The organism is Cyanobium sp. Morenito 9A2 (genome assembly GCF_024345575.1).
Taxonomy (GTDB): Bacteria; Cyanobacteriota; Cyanobacteriia; order PCC-6307; family Cyanobiaceae; genus ATX-6F1.
Genome location: NZ_JAGQBJ010000005.1, coordinates 84,608 through 102,605, shown reverse-complemented (window position 1 = coordinate 102,605; position 17,998 = coordinate 84,608). Strand labels below are relative to the sequence as shown.

Here is a 17,998-nt window from a genome sequence, read left to right as displayed (position 1 = left end):
GGGATGGCCTCAATCACGACCCACACCTTGACGACGAATTCAAGGCACATCTGATGCCGCACGCCATGGCCACTCCATGGAAGAAGAAGCGCGCATGAGCATGCGCCAGGCTGTCAAGCCATCCCAGGGACCCGAAAGCGGCGGCGCCGGATTGGGCCGCCGCATCGGTGTCCACTTCGCTGATCTCGGCGGTGTGGAGCTGGACGTGCCACCGAGGGCCTCGAGCCCTGAGCCTGCCTCCTTGAGCTGATGCGGTGATCGCCGCCGTCACCCTCTCCATCGGGGCCACCTTGGCCACCCGCCACACAGCTAACCCCGGCACCCCCCCAGCACCATCGATTTCCACAGCCACGGCAGCCGTCCGGCGCCGCGGAACTCCAGCTGCTCGAAGCCCGCTTCCGTGAGCAGCTGGCCCAGGCTGCGGCGGCTCCAGAACTTGATGTGGCCCCCATCCCACAAGGCTGTGAAATGGGCCTCGAGCTGACCTGTGCCGGCCAGGGCCAGGTTCTTGAGGTAGCCGTGGTACGGCGTGGAAACGATCAGCTGGCCGCCGGGGCGCAGGGCGCTGAAGGCGGCCGCCGCCCAATCACGCGGGGCGTAGCAGTGCTCCACCACCTCCAGGCTCACCACCAGATCGAAGGGTGCTTCGCCCAACTGGTGCAGCAGTTGGGGGCTGGCGGCCAGGGGCTCGAAACGCAGCTCGGGATGGGCGCGCCTGGCCTCGGTGATCCCCGAGGCGCTGGGGTCCACCCCCACCACCTGGAAGCCGCGTGCCGCCAGCCAGCCGCTCAGCCAGCCGTTGCCGCAGCCCAGATCGAGCAGCCGCAACCGGCCATGCGGCCCTGCGGAGGACGGCAACAGCTGCGCCAGGGGCGCCAGCAGGAAGGCCTCCTCGGTGGGGATCCGGGTGCTCCATCCGTAGTCGCCAACCGAACGTGAGTCGCTCACATTCGTCCCTCCCAGAGCATCAGGCTGAGCAGAAGCTCGGCGTACATCCGCTGAAAGGCATAGAACCAACCGCGCGAGCCATCGAGCAGGCCCCCCTTGAGCACCAAGCAAAGAAACAGCACCGCAAAGGGGGCGATCACGTGGCGCTTGCGCAGGCGATCAGCGCGGGAGAGCTGGTGATGGGGGGTGCTGAGCAATTTGCTGGCTTCCTGCTGGAGGTAGCGCTCCTGGGATCGCAGCCAACGGGAAAGAGGTTTGCGGTCGTCGTGGAAGATGGGGTGACTCAGTGAGGCTGATGCCCCCTGAAGTTCGTAGCGGTGGGCATGGCCGTCGTTGACGTAGTGGCCTGAGCCAAGTCGGTAGAGGGCCAGGCGCGGGGGAAGAATCGTTCCCCGCAGGGGCTTCCCATCGACGCAGTAGCGAAAGGGAATCCGAAAGCCCCTCATCTCAGCAGGCACTCCAGCCAAGGCGGCTCGGATTTCATCGACGAGCGCAGGGGAAAGGCCGTAGTCGGCATCGAGGCTGAGCACCCAGGGGGTGTGGATCTGGGTGAGGCCGAAGTTGCACTGCGCGGCAAACGAATCGAACATCCGATGCACCACCTCCACCTGGGGGTGGGCCGCGAGGATCGCCAGGGTGCGATCGCTGCTGCCGCTGTCGATCACCACGATCCGCTGCGCCCAGCTGAGCCCGGTGAGGGTGCGGGCAATGTTGGGCTCCTCGTTGTAGGTGAGGATCAGCGGGGTGAGCTGAGCGAGGGGGTCAGCCACGGGCGGAAAGGGGAGCGAGGGTGCGGTAGTGCTCGATCAGGCGCTCGGTGATCGAAGGCCAGCTGAACCGCTCCGCCGCCAGCGCCCGAGCGGCCTGGCGCTGGGCGGGTGAGGGCGGCTCCAGCGCCTGGAGCAACGTCTCCTTGAGTGGTCGCCGTTCCGCCGCGCACACCAACCCCGCCCCGGCCCGCCGCACCGCCTCGGCCACGGCCACCCCGGTGCTGAGGATCACCGGGGTGCCGGCGGCGAGGGCCTCGGCGGCGGCGACACCGAAGTTCTCCGAGGCCGAGGGCAGCACGAACCAATCGGCCCGCTGCAGCAGGGCCTGCTTTTCAGGTCCAGCTACAAAGCCAAGCCAGGCGCAACGCTTGGCGAGGCCCAGTCGAAGGGCGAGGGCCTTGAGCTCGGCCACGTAGGCGGGTTCCCCCTCGCCGGCGATCTCCAACGTCCAGGCGGCCTCGGGGCGATGGAGCCGCAGCTCGGCCAAGGCCCCAAGCAGCAGTGGCACCTGCTTCTTGGGGTGCAGGCGCGAGAGAAACAGAAAGCGCGTGGGTTGGTTCTCTCCCCGATCCTCCGGAGGCAACAACTCCGGCAGCTCGACGCCTAGGGGCAACACGAATGACGGCGAGGCCAGGCCCAGATCCGCCACCTCCCGCTGCTCGGCGTCACTGGTGAAGTGCAAGGCCGCCGCCCCCTCCAGGTTGCGGCGCTCGATCAACCGCAGCAGCAGCCGCTTGCGGCCAGGGCTCTGCTCCAGGCTCCAGCGGTTGAGCTGCCCGATGCTGCGCAGCAGGTAGGGCACCTTCAAGGCCCGCGCCGCGGCCATGCCGCTGGTGCAGGGATACGAGAAGAGCGCATGGACGTGCAGGAGATCGAATTCGCTCAGATGGGTCCGCAACCAGCGCGTGAGCCCAGGGGCCACGGCGAACTCGAGCAGGGGACGCAGGGGCGGGCTCCAGCGGGGAAAAGCGAGCACGGGAACGTCCTGGTGTTCGTGCCACACCCCCAGGGGCAGGTCTGAGAGCAGCCCCGGCCCGTCGTCGTTGGTGGTGAGGAGGCGGGCGTCCACCCCCTGGCGGCGCAGCTCGGCCACCATCGCCAACACCGCCTGGCTGGGACCACCGCGGAGCGGGCTGATCGAGGGGATGAGGTGGAGGATGTTCAAGCGGGCCTCAGATCGCCAGGCCCAGCACCTGGAAGCTCGGTGCCGAGGCCACCCGCTCACGGGCCCAGCCCACATTTCGGATCCAGATCTGGTTGCCCGTGCGAGCCCGGGGATCGATCGAGATCTCCCGGTTCCAGGGGTCGTAGCCACAGGCCAGGTAGCCATGTCCCTCCAATACGCTCTGCACGGTCGGGCTGCGGTCTTCGATCAACAGCGCCTGGGGCGGCGCTTCGGCCAAGGTCTGTCGGGCTCCGTGCAACACCTCGCGTTCGTGGCCTTCCACATCCAGCTTCCAAAGCGCAGCCTGGCGCAGTTTTGGAATGGCATCAATGGAGCACACAACGACGCAGGCCGTGGGACCGGCGTCGTCGTCGCCCACCACCTGATTCATCGGGCCGTGATCAAGGCTGAAACGCCGGCTGCCCTGCTGGCTGCCGAGGGCGGCCTGGTAAGCGTTGACCCGATCCTGCAGGTGATTGAAGGCAAGATTCCTCTGCAGCCCATCAAAGGTGACGGGGGCCGGCTCGAAGCTCAGCGAAGAGCAGCCGACGGCTCCTGAAGCCAAGACGGTGTAACTGCCCACATTGGCGCCCAGGTCGGCGAAGGTGTCGCTGGGCCGGAGCAGGTGCAGCACAAAGGCCATGTCGGGCCATTCATGCAGTCCGCAGTAGTAATTACCGGTGGCGCCGGTCATTCCGCGGGTCATCACCAAGCTGGTGCCGTTGACCCAGGGCACCGCCACAGGCCAGGGCAACAAGCGGGCGCCAAGCTGCCAGCGCAGATAACGACCCGTCGCCCGCAGGCGCTCGCGGCGGCTGAGCGGATGGCGCCAGATGTAGGGAAGGCCCCGTTGCATGCTCACGCCAACTCCACCCCCAGGTGCCGCTTCAGCCAATCGCTGAGCACCAACAGCCCCCAGCGGCGGGCCCAGGCGCGCACATCGAGATCAGCGGGGGTGGGGGGCAGCGGCGGCAGGCCCCAGGCGCTGGGGTGAAAGCCGTCGGCATCAAACCAGCACTGGAACGGGAACGCGAAGCCCTGCTTGGGAGCCCGGCCCACCAGGGCCTCGGCCTCCGGCACGGCCTGGCGCAGCAGGCGCTTATGTGCCGCCAGGCGCTGGGCGGCGGGCTGACCGGCCAGGGCCCGCAGCAGCTCCGCATCCACCAGCGGCAGGCGCAGCTCCAGCGCGTGGGCCATCGCCATCCCATCGCTGTCGATCAGCAGTTGCTGGCCCATGTAGAGGCTGCTCTCCAGCCAGGCGATCTGATCCGCGGCGGTGGGGAAGCGGGAGGGATCCTTCACCACCCAGGACTCGGGGCCGCACGGCTGCGGGGGCTCATGGCCGTGGGTCAGCGGGGGCTCAAGGCCCCAGTGGCGCAGCAGGCGGCCCACCTCGCTGGGGGAGAAGATGCCGCGCAGGGAGCGGTAGCTGTTCTCGATCGAGGCCGGCTGGCGCAGCCCATCGGCCAGCCGTTGGGCGCCGCCGCGGTGGCTGCGGCCGAGGGCAGCGGCCGCCAGGGGCGCCAGGGGCGCCAGGCGCCGGTGCAGCCGCCAGGCCCGCGGCAGGCGCTGGAAGCTGGGGTAGCCGCCGAACAGCTCATCGCCCCCGAGGCCGCTGAGAACCACCTTGAGCCCCAGCCCCGCCGCCAGCTTGGAAACGCCGTAGGTGTTGAAGCCATCGACGCTGGGTTGATCGATCGCTTGCAGAAAACCGGGGATAGTGGCGGCCGCATCGGCGACGCGCAGCTGCACGCTGTGGTGTGTCGCCCCGAACTGACGGGCGAGGGCGGCGGCGCGCCCGGATTCATCGAAGCCGGCCTCAGCGAAACCGATCGAGACCGTGGTGAGCGGCTGCTCCGCCAGGGCGAGCACGGCGGAGGAATCGAGCCCGCCGGAGAGGAACAGGCCCACCGGTACATCGCTGAGTAAATGGGCCCGCACGGAGGCGCCCAGGGCCGCACGGGTGTGGGACACCAGATCGGGGCCCTCCAGCACTCCATCGGGGGCGTAGCTGGGCTGCCAGTGGCGCTGCAGCTGCCAGCGGCCCTCCTGCCAGAGGCCCAGGTGGCCGGGGGGCAACGGCGTGATCCCCTCCACCAGGGTGCGGTGGTGGGGGAGGCTGCCCTGGTTCAGGAAGTCGGCCAGTCCCTGTCCGTCCAGGCGGCGCGGCACCCGCCCGGTGGCCAGCAGGGCGCGCAGCTCGGAGGCAAAGAGCAGCTCACCGCCGTTCCCGTGGTGCAGGTAGAGCGGCTTGATCCCGTAGGGATCGCGGGCCAGCAGGGCCCGGCGTTCCTGGCGATCCCAGAGGCAGAAGGCGTACATGCCCCGCAAGCGCTGCAGGGCGCTGAGGCCATAGCGCGCGTAGAGCTCGAGCAGCACCTCGGTGTCGCTGCTGGAATGGAAGCGGTGGCCCAGGCGCTCCAGCTGACGGCGCAGCTCGCGCTGGTTGTAGATCTCGCCGTTGAAGACCAGCACGTAGCGCCCGCAGGCCGAGGGCATCGGCTGGTGGCCGGCGGGGGAGAGGTCCTGGATCGCCAGGCGCCGGTGCACCAAGGTGGTGCCCCGCTCACTCCACACACCGGCGTCATCGGGGCCACGGTGGGCGAGGGCCTGGTCGAGGGCCGCCACCAGATCGGGAGCCGACGGCTGAGTGGAGAGAGACAACAGGCCAGCAATGCCGCACATGGCTCAGGTCTCGCCCACAAGCGCCGGCACATCAGCCAGCAACCGCCGCAGCCGCCCGCAGAAGGCCCGAAAGCCGAAGCGCTCCGCCACCGCCGCCGCCAGGGCTTCGCGCTGGTGCCAGAGGGGCTCGCCGTAACCCTCCAGCAGGGCCTGGAGCGGTGGGGCAAGGGGCAGGCGCGGATCCACCAGGCAGCCGAAGGCGCCATCGGCGAGGGGATCGACGGAGCCATCGCGGTTGCCGGCCAGCACCGGCGTGCCGCTGCCGACGGCCTCGAGGAAGACGATCCCGAAGCCCTCCTTCTCGCTGGGCAGTGCGAACAGACTGGCGAGGCGGTAGTGGTCGGGTAAGTCATCGGCGCCGATGTTGCCAATCAGCTGCACGGCCGCGCCAAGGCCGCGCTCCTGCACCAACGCCTGGAGGCGTGCACGGTCATCGCCCTCTCCACCGATCAGCAGCCGCAGATCGGGTCGGCTGCGCAGCAGCTCGGGCATGGCGGTGATCAGGCCATCGACGTGCTTGTAGCGATCGAGGCTGGAGAGCCGCGTGAGGCAGAAGATCAGCGGCTGATCGGGATCCAAGCCATAGCGTTCGAGCAGATGGGCGGGCCGGGGGCCCGGGCAGAAGCTCCGGTCGTCGTAGGTGTTGGGCAGCACCACCAGCTCGGGGCCACGGCGTCCCAGAGGGGATTTCAGCTGGCGCTGCAGCTGGTGCTTGGTGTAGCGGCTCACGGGCAGCAGCCGCGTCAGCCGGCGCAGGGCCCAGCGGCGGGGCCCCGGCCGCAGGTTCCAGACATCGATGCCGTGGGCGGAGGCCCAGGTGGGGCAACCCGCCAGTCGCCCCAGCAGCCACTGCAGCGGCGCGAGGTTGGGGTGGGTGCTGATCACCAGGGCCGGCCGCTGGCGCCCGGCCGCCGCCAGCAGCGCCGCCGTGAAGCGCAGGAAGGGCACGCCTGGCAGGGGGGAGCCCAGCAGGTGCAGTTCCACGCGCGGATCCAGCCGAGCCGGGCGGTGCCTGGGGCGGTCGTTGCGCACGAACACCCGCAGGTGCACCGACGGCGGCAGCACCTGAAGCAGGCCACGGATCATGGTGCGGCTGTAGATCTGCACGCCTCCTTCGTGGGCATGGAGCTCGGGCACGATCAGATCCACCACCGGACCGGGAGGGGCTGGGGGAGCCATCAGGCCACCCTTGCGATGGCCAGGGCCCGGCGCAGGGCCGCAGTGGCGGCGCCGTAGCTGAAGCCTGCGATGTGATCGCGGGCGGCCTGGCCCAGGGCCCGCAGGCGCACGGGATCCGCCAGGGCCTCCGCCAGGGCGGCTCCCAGGGCGGTGCGATCACCGGCGGGAACAAGCCAGCCGTTCACTCCGGTCCGCACCAGATCAGGACCACCGCCCACATGGCTGCTCACCAGCGCGGGCCGAGCCAGGTTCATCGCCTCGTTCACCGCCAGTCCCCAGGTTTCCCCGTTGCCCAGGGAGGGAAGCACGAACAGATCACCCGTGGCATAGGTGCGCGGCATCGCCGACTGGTTCTGGAAGCCGGCGATCACCACCCGGCCGGGGGGCAGGGTGGCGGCCGCCTCCCGCAACGGGCGCTCCAGCACGCCGTCACCCACCAGCAGCAGCACGGCGTTGGGGTGGTTCAAGGCTGCGAAGGCAGCCAGCAGTTCCAGGGGCTGCTTCTTGGGCTCGAATTTGCCGGCGAACAGCACCACCGGCGCCTCCGGGGGGATGCCCAGCTCGCCGCGCCAGGCCAGGGCGTCGCGCTCGGCCGCGGGGGCGGCGGCCTGGAAACGCGCGTTGTCGACGGCGTGGGGGGCGTTCACGATCCGGTTCATCGGCACACCAGAGGCACGGAGCCAGGCGGTGTTCGCCGAACCCACCGCCAGGGCGGCGGCCAGTCGGCGGAAGAGCAGGCGGCGCAGCAGGCGGGCCAGAGCCGGGCGCCACCCCCCCTGGGCCGCCAGGTCATGGGAATCACCGCGGAACAGGATCGGAATCCGCCGGAGGCGCGGATCGAGCAGCAGGCTCACGTGGCTGCGCCAGCCGTAGCCGAACAGCAGCAGGGCGTCGGGTCGCCAGGCCAGCACCTCCGGCACGAGGGAGGGGTTGTGCAGGCCGCCGAAATGGTGCGTGCCCGGATCGGCGGCGGCGTTGGCCACGAAGCGGCTGGGGTAACCCTCCAGCAGGTTGAGATCCCACTGCAGCGCCCGGCCGAACCCGTGATCGTGGCGCCGCTCAACGCCGAAATCCCAGAGGTGGAACACCTCGATCGCCAGATCCGGCTCGGCGGCCAGCCATGCGAACCAGGGGGCGTAGTACTGGATCGGATGGCTGACGACGATGGCGAGGCGGCTCATCCGGCTGGCGCCAGTTTGCGCAGCAGCCAGGTGACGGCCAGGAACATCACCACCCACTGGAAGGCGGCGGCGGCGAAGGTGCTGGCCACGAATTCGTAGGACACCACCCAGAGCAGCAGCAGGGTGAGGCCGATCACCCCCGGCACCGAAAACAGCCGCTGATCGCGGGCAGCGTTCGCCCCCAGGCGCAGCAGGGCACCACAGCTGACGCCCACCAGCAGCGGGCCCAGCAGGTCGCCGAAATTGGCGATCGCCTCCGGCAGGAACCCCCAGGCGATGTAGGTGGTCTCGGTCTGCTCCCGGGTGGCCTGGCGACCGAACTGGAGGTTGAGCAGCACCTGCCCCTCCTGGCTGCGCACCTTCTCGCTGGCCAGCACCCGCGGCACCAGCACCTGGGGGATCAGGGCGTAGCTGGCGCCACCGATGGTGGGCACCCCGGCGGCCAGCTGCCCCTGGATGAACAGCACGTTCTGAAGATTGTTGAGGCGCTGGGTGGGATCCTGGCCTGTGCCGGCCGCCTGGGAGCTGGTGCTGGCTTCGAACCATTCGCTCAGCAGCGCGATCGGGTTGGCGGGCAGGGGCAGGCCGCGGCTCCAGTAGCGCTCCCGCAGCACGAACTTGCCCTGGTTGAGGAAGCCGAACAGCAGCAGCAGCGCCAGGGTGAAGGGCAGGGCCCGGCGAGGGGAGGCGAGCCAGAGGCCGAACAGGGTGCTGAGCAGCATCGCCTGGCTGGCGGAGAGCAACAACGAGAACAGGCTCTGGACCACGATCGCCGCCCACAGGGCCCACCAGAGCTGGGGAGTCTGCAGACGGCCGGCACCGAACTGCAGCGCCCCGAAGAAGCCCCCGATCAACTCGAAGGCCGAAGCCAGGGTGCGCACCGGCGAGAGCAGGGCGCCGCCCGCCGGACCAGCCAGTTGCCAGTAGAGCCCGCTGCTGAGAAGCAGGTCGATGGCCAGGCCCGCTGCCAGCAGGGCATGGGGCAGGAGCCTCAGCCTCTGTTCGTTGAGGGGCAGCGGAGCCCCGGGGGGCAGCAGAAACCAGCCGGGTTGGGCGATCCACCAGCCCGCCAGCAGGCTCAGCAGCCAGAGGGCCACCACCAGGCCGGCCGGCAACATCTGGGACGGGGCGTAGTCCCGCAGGCTCTCGGCGGAGGTGAGCAGCGGCAGGGCGAATAGCAGGGCCTGGGAACTCACATACAGCGGCAGAAACGGCAGTTCCAGGCCGCCGAGGCGATCCCAGACCACCAGCACCAGCCACCAGGCCGGCAGGATCACCGCCAGGGCCAGGGCGCGCTCGAAGGAATTCGTCGCCAGGAAGGCCACCAGCAGCAGGGCCGCCGCCCCGAACCACTGCAGCAGAGGATCCTGGAGGCGCCGGTAGGCCCGGGCGAGGTCTTCGCTGCGGGCCGTGAGCAGCGGTGGGAACAGGGCAGTCAAACGGCGCTGGCGGGTAACGGGGAACGGTCCGATGGCTGATCCAAGCAGGCATGAAGGAATGCGGCCAGGGTCCTGGCCTGGGCTGCGGCGGTGTGGGGCCCAAAGGCGGCAGCCTCCAGAGGCTGGGTCTGGCCGTAGCGGTCACCAGCGAGCCAGGCGGCAGCGATCCGATCCCCGGAAACCTCACTGGATTCCCCGGGCGCCAACGGAACCACCACGCCGCCTCCGCAACGCCGGATCAGCTCAACCACTGAACTCTGGGGGTGCATCAGGGCCAGCAGGGGCTGACGGGCCAACAGGCAGGGGTAGAGCTTGGACGCGGTGTAGCCGGGATCATCGGAGCCGATCACCAGCAGCGCATCGGCAGCCCTGAGGGTGGCCAGGGTGAGCGAGAGGGGCAGGCGATCTGTGCTTTCCTCCACCAGATCGGTGAGCCCGAAGCGCGCGGCGATCGGCGCGATCGAGGGGATTCCCCGGCCGGCGGGGGCGTAGGAGGTGCCCAGAAAATGGAGTCGCAGACGCGCCTGCAGTTCGGCGGGGGCGTGGCGGGCGAGGGCGCTGAACAACCCCTCCAAGGCGGTGGTGAGATCGGCGCCACCCCGGCCAATCGATACCCAATGCAAAAGTCCGTCAGCCGGATCGAAGGGCAACTGACTGGGGGCGATGGCGCCCAGGTGCTCAAAATCCTCGGCCGAGCCGGGAAAGGGGAGGGTCACCGCGGGGATCGAGGCGGCCCAGGGCCAGCGGGCCACGGTCTGCTGGACGTAGGCGGCGCTCACGCTGGTGAGTCCACTGCATTGGCGCAGCACCCGCGGCTCCTGGCGCCGGTGGAGCCGATCGGCGAGGGCGTACTTGAGGCGCCCGCCGGGGGGGCGCACCGCCGGGTGCTGGCGGTAGTAGTCGTTCACCCAGGGATCCTGCAGATCGAGCACGAACGGAACCCCATGGCGGCGCTTCCACAACGGGCCCAGCCCAAAACTGCCGAAGGCCGTGGTGGAGATGTACACCAGATCAAAGCGCCTGGAGCTCAGCAAGCGGCTGCCGGTGCGAGCGAGGGCCCCGAAGCTGCGGGCCTCGAGGTTGCCCAGACCGGGAATCCGCGCCCAGCGCAGGGAGCGGCCGCGCACGCGGTGGACCGGCACCTCCGGTGGCAGATGCTCCGCCTGCCAGGGATCCAGCGGGTTGGCGCTGCAGGCGGGATCCACAGCGAGCACGTCGGCTTGCACCCCTGCGCTCGAGAAGTGAGGCAGCAGCATGCGCAATCGCTGGCTGTCGGCGGCGCTGCTGGGGGGGAAGCGGGGGGAGACCAGCAGGATCCGCAGAGGGGGCCTCATCCGGGCGGACCGAGCGCCGCACGCTGAAACATCCCCTTGGCCCTCAGGAAGGGCCGCTCGATCCCACCAAACGAGGCCGCCGCGCAGCCGAAGGCAGCGAGCACGCTGATGGGGAAGTGGCCCGTGATGGTGGTGTTCAACGGGGTGAGAAACAGCTGCTGCCAGATGTAGAGGCCATAGGAGATGGTTCCCAGAACAACCAGTGGCTTGAGGCTGAGCCAGCGGGACCAGGCCCCTTCCTGCTCCGCCGCCAGGATCAGGACCCCACAACAGAGGCCATCGAGGCCATAGCCCACCGTGATCCGATAGGGGCGCAGCAGGGAGCCAAGGAGCGGCGAAATCAGAAACACGAACAGCAGGGCCAGCGGGAACACCCAGGGCCGCGGCGCCATCCAGAGGCGAATCCGTGGCTGGTGAAGGGCGAAGGCACAACCGATCAAAATTGAATCGATCGCCGTGTGGAACAACATTCCCAGAAAACCGCGCTGATCAGGGAAGGCTGCGTACCACCCCAGACGCACCAGAGGCATCAGCAGTGGCACCGCAACGGCTCCAACGGCCGCCCGCCTCCAGCCAGCGAGAATGATCAGGGCGGGCCAGGCCAGATAGAACTGCTGCTCCAGGGCCAGGGTCCACAGATGGCCCAGGAACCAACCGCCGTCGGCCGTGCCCTGGCGGATCCAGATCCCGGCGTAGTTCCAGGTGAAGGTGGCGGCCGCCAGGAACTGAAGCGGTGAAACAGCGATCACCCCCAGCAGCGTGAGCCCAGCGATCGCGATCAGGTAGGCATAGAGGGCTGGCCAGATGCGCAGGCAGCGGCGAAAGAGGAAGGCCCTCCAGTCGATCGAGCCCCGTTGCTGCTGTTCGCGCAGCAGCAGGCTGGTGATCAGAAAGCCACTCAGCACGAAAAACAGCCGCACGCCGAGGGAGCTGTTCACCAGCGGAGCCAGCCAGGGGGCCTCGGCTTGGTCGCCCAGGTAGGCCTCCGATCCATGGCCCAGCATCACCAGCACCACAGCAACGGCGCGAAGACCATCGAGGGCAACGATGCGGCGGGTGGGTGATGCGCTCATGGGCGCCTGAGATCCTCCAGGCTGATAGCCCGCGTGTCACTGGGCTGGTCCATGGCGCGCTCGACCATGGCTGCAAACGCCTCAAGACCCTTGTCGTTGAAGTGAACGCCATCACTGCGGAAGGCCGCACCGAGGCTGTCGGTGTCAGCTCCCGCATAGATCCCTGCCCTGGCGTCCCAGACGGAGGCCTGGGCGGCGCGGATCGCGGGATTGACCACCCCTTGCCCATCCCGGCTGGTCTGACAGACAAAGATCGGGGCCTGGATGCCGAGGCGCCGAACCGAAGCCAACCACGCACCCAGATGGGCGGCGTAGGCCTTGGGGTCATCCCCACCCCAGGCTTCCGTTTCCCCCTGGTGCCACACCAGGGCATCCACGCTCAGGCCTTGGCGTTTCAGCTGGGCGTGCAGAGCCGGTAGACGCTGGGAATGGGCACCGACGTTGATCCAATCGACCACCTGACTGGAGCCCTGGGCGATCGAGGCCACCACCACCTGCTGGCCGGGATCGGCAAGCTGCCGCAGTGCAGCCCATCGACTCCAGGGGGACCCCCCCGTGCCGCTGGATCCAGGCAGCGGATCAACGAGGCGATGGAGCCCCTGGGCCGAAAGCGCGTAGGCGTTCACACCGGCTCGGGCGGGGGGGTGGCCGTGGTTTCCGGCATTGGACTGGCCAATGACGACCAACACGAAGGGGTCGCGCCAGAGGGGTGATGGAACGGTGGCGACCGACGGAGGCCGCGTCCGTGGGACACCACGGGTCAGGGCTGAGATCAGCCCTGAACGTTGCATCAGCACACCTGCGATCACTCCGAGTGCACAGGAGGCCACGGCAACGGCGAGTGCGCGGCGATTCATCTCCCCTCCCTCGCGACGGGGCGTCACCTCGGAGTGGAGATCAGCTTCAGGCCTGGGAAAGCCTGGCGGTAACGGCGCTGATCGCGGGTGAGGAGGGGAATCCCTTCCACCAGGGCATGGGCACCGATGGGGAAGTCCGGAAGGATCGTCTGGCGAAGGCCGCCCCGTTCGCGATCGGCCGCGTGGGCACCGGCGGCCAGGAAGGAAGCTTCCTCGGGGATGGCGCGATGGAGATCAAGATCGGGCGGCATGAGCTCTTCCAATGCTTTAGTGCGCTGCACAGCAAAAGCAATGTCCCCGTAGACGATCACGTTGATCAGAACAGGGTCCGCATCCAACGCCTCCTGGAGGTTCGCCGCATTGCACTCCAACCAAGTCGGACCGGCTGACAGCACAACCAGCAACACATTCGAATCCACCAGCAGCATCAGGGGCCCTCTCTTCGGGTGACGGAGAGCAGGGCCTCGGTGCTGAGGCGAGGGCGCAGGCGGGCCTGGCGGAGCCGTTGGAGGCTCTGCTCCCCACAGCCGGGGTCCTCACTGGCCTTCTCAAGGACGACGTTCCCTTGCTGCTCGCGGAAACGGACAGCGGTGTGGGGGTGAGGCCCGAAGCGCTCCTGGAAGGCCTGGGGATCGTGAACTGGCCCTTGCTGGTGATGCGCATGGGATCACGGCAGACAGCTAAGAGTCTCACTGCGTGTCATTGGTTCGCAAGGGAGGCCGGCGCGGGCGCGGCCGATCAATCCCAGGCACGGGAGGCGATCAAGGCGGAATCCAGCCGCACATAGAACGCATCGATCTGCCAGAGCGCCCCATCGAGCGGACGGTCGTACTGGGGTAGCAGGTCATAGAGCCGATAGCCCTGCGCTTCCATGAAGTTATCCACCTCATGGAAGATCGGCACATCGCCGATGCGCAGCATGGAAATCTCCGTGATGATCACCTCAAAGCGCGGCAGCTCCGTTCCCGCACCACGGAGGGCCTGAAGTTCGTGGCCCTGGAGATCGAGCTTGAGCAGGTTTGGCTCAAAAGCGGCGCGCTCCTTCAGTAACTGCTCCAAGGTGCTGCATGGCACAGCAATGGTTACTGGGTCCTCCTGGGGTGATGGAACCAGGCCGCTGTTGGATTCGCCCAGGCGAAACAACGACTCGCCAGATCGATCGGAGAGGGCCACTGCGGCCACCTGCCATGCGGCATGTCGCTGGATCAGGCTGGTCAGAATCGCTTGGCTGGCCGGTTGCGGTTCAACGAGCAGGATCGCAACCTCTCCAAAAACCTTGGAAAACTCCAGACTCCAGTTGCCCAGATAGGCCCCACCATCGATGGCCCCCGTGCACACAAAGCCCGCCCGTCGAAGGTTCTGCAGGCGTGTGGTCATGTCACGGACCACCAGGAGGCGGCGCTTAAGCCTCTGGCGCCAGTGGTGGGGAAGCAAAGGAAACAACATAGGCATCGATACGATTGAGGTAGCCAGATACCTGCCATGCCCGCTCGACTTGCTCTCCGCACAGAGAAGTCTTCAAATCGTTCTGAGATCCTCCTCCGGACAGGCCAGGAAGTTTCTTCAACTGATCAGCAGGTAGAGATCTGCTTCTTCATGAGGCGCCAACTGCCTTCATGCTCAAATATTAACAGGTGGTGATCAAGATCATTCTAAACTCTCAACAAAAATCGACAGCCGCAGGGCCTTCACAATGGCAGCCAGGTGCTGAAGGCTGAAATCAGCCCAGCAAAGACAGGGCTCGTTGGTCGCTCCAAGAATCACCCAATCGAAGCCCATCGACCACCCATCAAATACTTGAACCGGCCTGCAACTTACCGTACAGAAGCGATCGGACATGGCTGGTGTTGCGCTCAAATCCCAAGTACATTAACCAAGCAGTAATGATCGAGATCAGAATTTTGATCCAGAAGAGAAAGAAAGATTCAACCGTAAAAGCAGTGAATGGAGCATGCCAAGACCGCATCAGATAAAACACGGGATAATGAACGAGATAAAGCGTGTAGGAAAACGCCGCCAATCGAGGGCCCAGGTCCAGGAGCCAAGAGCCTTCCAAGCGCCCATAGGGCCGTGCGAGTGCCGGTAGCAGCAAGGCAACGGCAGCACTGACCAACAACGTTCCCAGCACATAGAGAAGGCCCTGATGCTCGTTGACTCCTTTGGATAGAGCGGCACCAAGCTGGGACAGCACAATCCCTACAACCAGCAACAGCCCACCACCAACATTGACCAGGCATGACGCCGGGAAAAGCGGCCGCCTATAGACGAGAGCCCCAATCAGCCACGCAATCAAATAGACACTGTTGAGAATGGAGAGAGCCCAGCAAGTGATCAGGCCAAGAGCGGCCAGCAATGCCAATTCTTTCCAGGTCTTCTTGACCATAGAAAACTGCGAGAGGAAGGTGGCAAGAACTCCAGCCAGTGCATAGAACCAGACTTCGTAGCTCAACGACCACAGCGATGGGTTGCCCTCTAGGGGCGCACAGAATACCTCCTGGAATGAAGCAGCATTGCAACTCAGCTGGGCGAGAATATTTCTAGGCAGTTGGCCATTCGCGAAGTAAACACAGACCACTGTTAGCACCAAGGCAGGAAGGTATGGCGTATAAATTCTTGACACACGATCACTGAAGTAACGCCCTGGTGCAAAGGTGTGATTATTGACCCGTTCGATCACGCGGCCGCCAACGAGATAGCCACTCAGCACGAAAAAGATCACGACGCCTTGGCGCCCTGGCCTGATCGAAAGGAAGAAGAGCTGAGCCCATCCGGCATGGCCGAATGTGTTCAATTCACTCCAACCCACCCAGTGATCTGGCCTGGCATGACAAAGAACCACAAGGAAGGCAGTCAGAAAGCGTGCCCAATCGAGCAGAGGTGCGTGAACAGCCGATGTTGCCAGTGACGTTCGTTCAGTTGCACTCACGATGCTGAATCTCTGGCTGTCAAGTCGCCTGGTAAGAGAGAATAGGAGACACACCTGAGTAGAAGAACTTGTTCACTGTCCCAGTTCAATCGGGCCTGTCCGAGCGCATAGGCCTCTTGGCGCGCGGAGGCCAAGATCAAACCATCACCGATCAAGTGGGAATCGAGTGCGTTTGCCAGACTGAGCGGATCATGGTTGCGGTAGACACACACTGAACCTGCTGCCGTGCGCGCATAGGCGACATGGGCTGGAACATCGCTGATCATGGCTGGTAGTCCGGCCAGGGCATAGGTGAACAGCTTGTTGGTGAGGGCAATCGAACGGTTCAACGTCACTCCGGTTTCCGAGACGAGGCCCAGGTCGTAGGAAGCAGCCAGGCGCTCCATCTGATCAGGTGCGGCGGGCTCTAGAACATGAAGCCGATCAGCCACACCGAGCTGTTGGGCCAGCTCGTTCAGGGCATTTCGGTAGTGATCGGAGATCAATCCACGCAGGTAAAGATGGGGCCTGGACGCCGCGAGAGCCATGGCCTCCACGGCCGTTTCCAGGCCACGACCGGGGCCAATGGTCTGCGAAAACCAATAGAGGGATGGACCAGGCGTCGCCGTCCCCTTCAGAGTGGCCGCCGCGGGGGCCTGGGCCAGGGGGAAGACATTGAGGATCACCGTGGGCCGGGGAAGGCCATAGGCCTGCTCGTAGGCCGCGGCAATCCCCGGCGAGGCTGCCGTGATCTGAACGCAATCAGGGAGGAACGCGCCCTCAATCAAGCCAATCAGACGCCGCTGGCGAGCATGGGCTGCCGTCTCGGGGAGATCCCCGGGATGAAAGTCTTCGGCATCGAAGCCATAGCGACCACCATGGAGGCGGGCCGCCCGGGCGACAGCGGGAAGCGCCACCACGTAGTGGGCGATGTAAAGATCCGCCTTGAGGCGGCAGACAGCTCTGGCGAGGGGCACCGCCAGGGGGTGCTGGGCGGCCACGGCCAGAGCCAGGGAGCCCGGCCAGAATGTGCAGAACCTCAGGGCGCAGCGCTGGCGCAACCTCAAGAGGTAGTAGCGAAAGGAACCTCCTCTCACCCGCACCGGATGGGCACACCAACCGGCCGACTGAAGGATGGAGCCATCGCGCACCCGATCCCAGGCATTCGTTTCTCCATACACCAGATGCACCCGATACCCAGCGGCGTGAAGGGCGTTGGCCTCTTTGACGATGCGGGGATTGGAGCTCAGATGGCCCGGCGACACCAGGCAGATCGTGGAGGAAGGCGGGTTCAAGACACGGTCGGGAGTCCCCGTTCCAGTGAGGCCACCAGCTGCTCGACGTAGTCATCCCACGACCAGCCTGCGGAGGAGGCCAGGGCTGCCGCCGACAGTCTCGGGATCAAGTGGGGATCCTCCAGGCATTCACCCAGGACCGACGCGATCGCATGGGAATCACGGATTGGCACCAGAAAACCATTGCTGCAATGGCTCACCATCCCTTCGGCCCCACTGTGGGGCGTGGTGATCACAGGTGTGCCACTGGCCAGGGCCTCCATGACGACATAGGCCATGCCTTCATCGAGGGTTGGCAAGACGAACAGATTGGCCCGGGCGAAATGCTCAGGCATCTCGGTGTGAGGAACCGAAGGGATATGCCGGAACAGATGCTGGAAGGGCTTCAGGAAAGGGGCCATGACAGGATCCACCTGGCCAATCACCGTGCAACTCACCCGTGCATCATCAAGCTCCGCCAGGGCCCGGAGCAGATAGATCAGTCCCTTGCGGAAGCCAACGGACCCCACATAGAGAATCTCCAAACGCTCCCTCGGGAGCTTGGGCTGCGCGGCCCGGAAGCGTGGATTCGTGGCATAGGGAATCACCAGGCACGTGCTGCGGGGCACCCCATAACTTGAGAAAGAATCCGCCACATAGGCAGACGGGCAAAGAATGATATCGGCGAGTTCGCATTCACGCCGTTCATTCTCGATCACTCGCTGGGCGATCGGGCTGTGGTAGGCCAAGCCGAAACGGCTGTATTCCTCGGTGAGGATGTTGAACTGTTGAAGGTTGGCTGACCCGCATTCCTCCAACACACACTGAATGCCATGGGCTTTGGCCACCTCGAAGCTGCGATGGGCCGACCAGGCCCAGGCGATGAGGGTCGAAGGGGATCCCAGCTGCTTGGCAACGGCCGCATCGAACCGCCTCGTCGCCCACCAATCCAGGCTGGAAGCAAGTCGTTGCACCCCAGGCAGGCGCCCCAGCAGCAGTCCAGGCAGGTAATAAGGGAAGGTGTGGACCACCTTGTGCTGAATCGAGCGATGGCGCCGGTAAGCCCAGGAGGGATTGGCGGTGAAGACCTGATCAAGCGCACCCGCGCGCCACAAGGCAGCGGCAAGATGATCGGAATGGAATTTACGGCCGCAACTGAGAGAGATGCTCATCGCAGCGCTCTGCTCT

17 protein-coding genes are annotated in these 17,998 nt (G+C 66.3%); all 17 read right to left on the bottom strand.

The genetic code is table 11. From position 1 onward, the window contains the following. Positions 1-309: 309 nt before the first annotated feature. Complete coding sequence (locus KBY88_RS08300) at positions 310-948, bottom strand: class I SAM-dependent methyltransferase (protein ID WP_254939452.1); 639 nt, start codon at positions 946-948, stop codon at positions 310-312. After that, entirely contained in the window at positions 945-1,718 is a 774-nt protein-coding gene (locus tag KBY88_RS08295) for a glycosyltransferase family 2 protein (protein WP_254939451.1), read from the bottom strand. The genes KBY88_RS08300 and KBY88_RS08295 overlap by 4 nt, the downstream gene beginning before the upstream one ends. Then, positions 1,711-2,883, bottom strand: a complete 1,173-nt coding sequence (locus tag KBY88_RS08290) for a glycosyltransferase (RefSeq protein WP_261348584.1) — start codon at positions 2,881-2,883, stop codon at positions 1,711-1,713. The genes KBY88_RS08295 and KBY88_RS08290 overlap by 8 nt, the downstream gene beginning before the upstream one ends. A gap of 7 nt (positions 2,884-2,890) precedes the next feature. Beyond that, entirely contained in the window at positions 2,891-3,739 is an 849-nt protein-coding gene (locus KBY88_RS08285; RefSeq protein WP_261348621.1) for an FkbM family methyltransferase, read from the bottom strand. Between the two features lie 2 nt (positions 3,740-3,741). Next, positions 3,742-5,568, bottom strand: coding sequence for an asparagine synthase (glutamine-hydrolyzing) (asnB, locus tag KBY88_RS08280; RefSeq protein WP_254939449.1), 1,827 nt, complete (start codon positions 5,566-5,568; stop codon positions 3,742-3,744). 3 nt (positions 5,569-5,571) lie between these two features. Then, on the bottom strand, positions 5,572-6,747 hold the full coding sequence (locus KBY88_RS08275) for a glycosyltransferase (RefSeq protein WP_254939448.1): 1,176 nt from the start codon (positions 6,745-6,747) through the stop codon (positions 5,572-5,574). Continuing rightward, on the bottom strand, positions 6,747-7,928 hold the full coding sequence (locus KBY88_RS08270) for a glycosyltransferase family 4 protein (RefSeq protein WP_254939447.1): 1,182 nt from the start codon (positions 7,926-7,928) through the stop codon (positions 6,747-6,749). The genes KBY88_RS08275 and KBY88_RS08270 overlap by 1 nt, the downstream gene beginning before the upstream one ends. After that, positions 7,925-9,367 (bottom strand): hypothetical protein, encoded by a 1,443-nt coding sequence (locus KBY88_RS08265; RefSeq protein WP_254939446.1) that lies wholly within the window; start codon positions 9,365-9,367, stop codon positions 7,925-7,927. Before KBY88_RS08265 ends, KBY88_RS08270 begins: the two co-directional genes overlap by 4 nt. Then, positions 9,364-10,701 carry a glycosyltransferase gene (locus tag KBY88_RS08260; RefSeq protein ID WP_254939445.1) on the bottom strand — a complete coding sequence of 446 codons (1,338 nt, stop codon included), beginning with the start codon at positions 10,699-10,701 and terminating at the stop codon, positions 9,364-9,366. The genes KBY88_RS08265 and KBY88_RS08260 overlap by 4 nt, the downstream gene beginning before the upstream one ends. Beyond that, positions 10,698-11,774 (bottom strand): acyltransferase family protein, encoded by a 1,077-nt coding sequence (locus KBY88_RS08255; protein ID WP_254939444.1) that lies wholly within the window; start codon positions 11,772-11,774, stop codon positions 10,698-10,700. Before KBY88_RS08255 ends, KBY88_RS08260 begins: the two co-directional genes overlap by 4 nt. Further along, positions 11,771-12,463 carry a sialate O-acetylesterase gene (locus tag KBY88_RS08250; protein ID WP_254939443.1) on the bottom strand — a complete coding sequence of 231 codons (693 nt, stop codon included), beginning with the start codon at positions 12,461-12,463 and terminating at the stop codon, positions 11,771-11,773. The genes KBY88_RS08255 and KBY88_RS08250 overlap by 4 nt, the downstream gene beginning before the upstream one ends. A 191-nt stretch (positions 12,464-12,654) precedes the next feature. After that, positions 12,655-13,059, bottom strand: coding sequence for a type II toxin-antitoxin system VapC family toxin (locus tag KBY88_RS08245; protein ID WP_254939442.1), 405 nt, complete (start codon positions 13,057-13,059; stop codon positions 12,655-12,657). A gap of 310 nt (positions 13,060-13,369) precedes the next feature. Beyond that, complete coding sequence (locus tag KBY88_RS08240; protein ID WP_254939441.1) at positions 13,370-14,008, bottom strand: FkbM family methyltransferase; 639 nt, start codon at positions 14,006-14,008, stop codon at positions 13,370-13,372. A gap of 270 nt (positions 14,009-14,278) precedes the next feature. Beyond that, the gene (locus KBY88_RS08235) at positions 14,279-14,410 is read right to left on the bottom strand and encodes a hypothetical protein (RefSeq protein WP_254939440.1); all 132 of its coding nucleotides are present in this window, start codon (positions 14,408-14,410) and stop codon (positions 14,279-14,281) included. A gap of 10 nt (positions 14,411-14,420) precedes the next feature. Continuing rightward, the gene (locus tag KBY88_RS08230; RefSeq protein WP_254939439.1) at positions 14,421-15,557 is read right to left on the bottom strand and encodes an acyltransferase family protein; all 1,137 of its coding nucleotides are present in this window, start codon (positions 15,555-15,557) and stop codon (positions 14,421-14,423) included. Next, on the bottom strand, positions 15,554-16,831 hold the full coding sequence (locus tag KBY88_RS08225) for a glycosyltransferase family protein (protein ID WP_254939438.1): 1,278 nt from the start codon (positions 16,829-16,831) through the stop codon (positions 15,554-15,556). The genes KBY88_RS08230 and KBY88_RS08225 overlap by 4 nt, the downstream gene beginning before the upstream one ends. Further along, positions 16,828-17,982, bottom strand: coding sequence for a glycosyltransferase family 4 protein (locus tag KBY88_RS08220; RefSeq protein ID WP_254939437.1), 1,155 nt, complete (start codon positions 17,980-17,982; stop codon positions 16,828-16,830). The genes KBY88_RS08225 and KBY88_RS08220 overlap by 4 nt, the downstream gene beginning before the upstream one ends. Between the last annotated feature and the right edge of the window lie 16 nt (positions 17,983-17,998).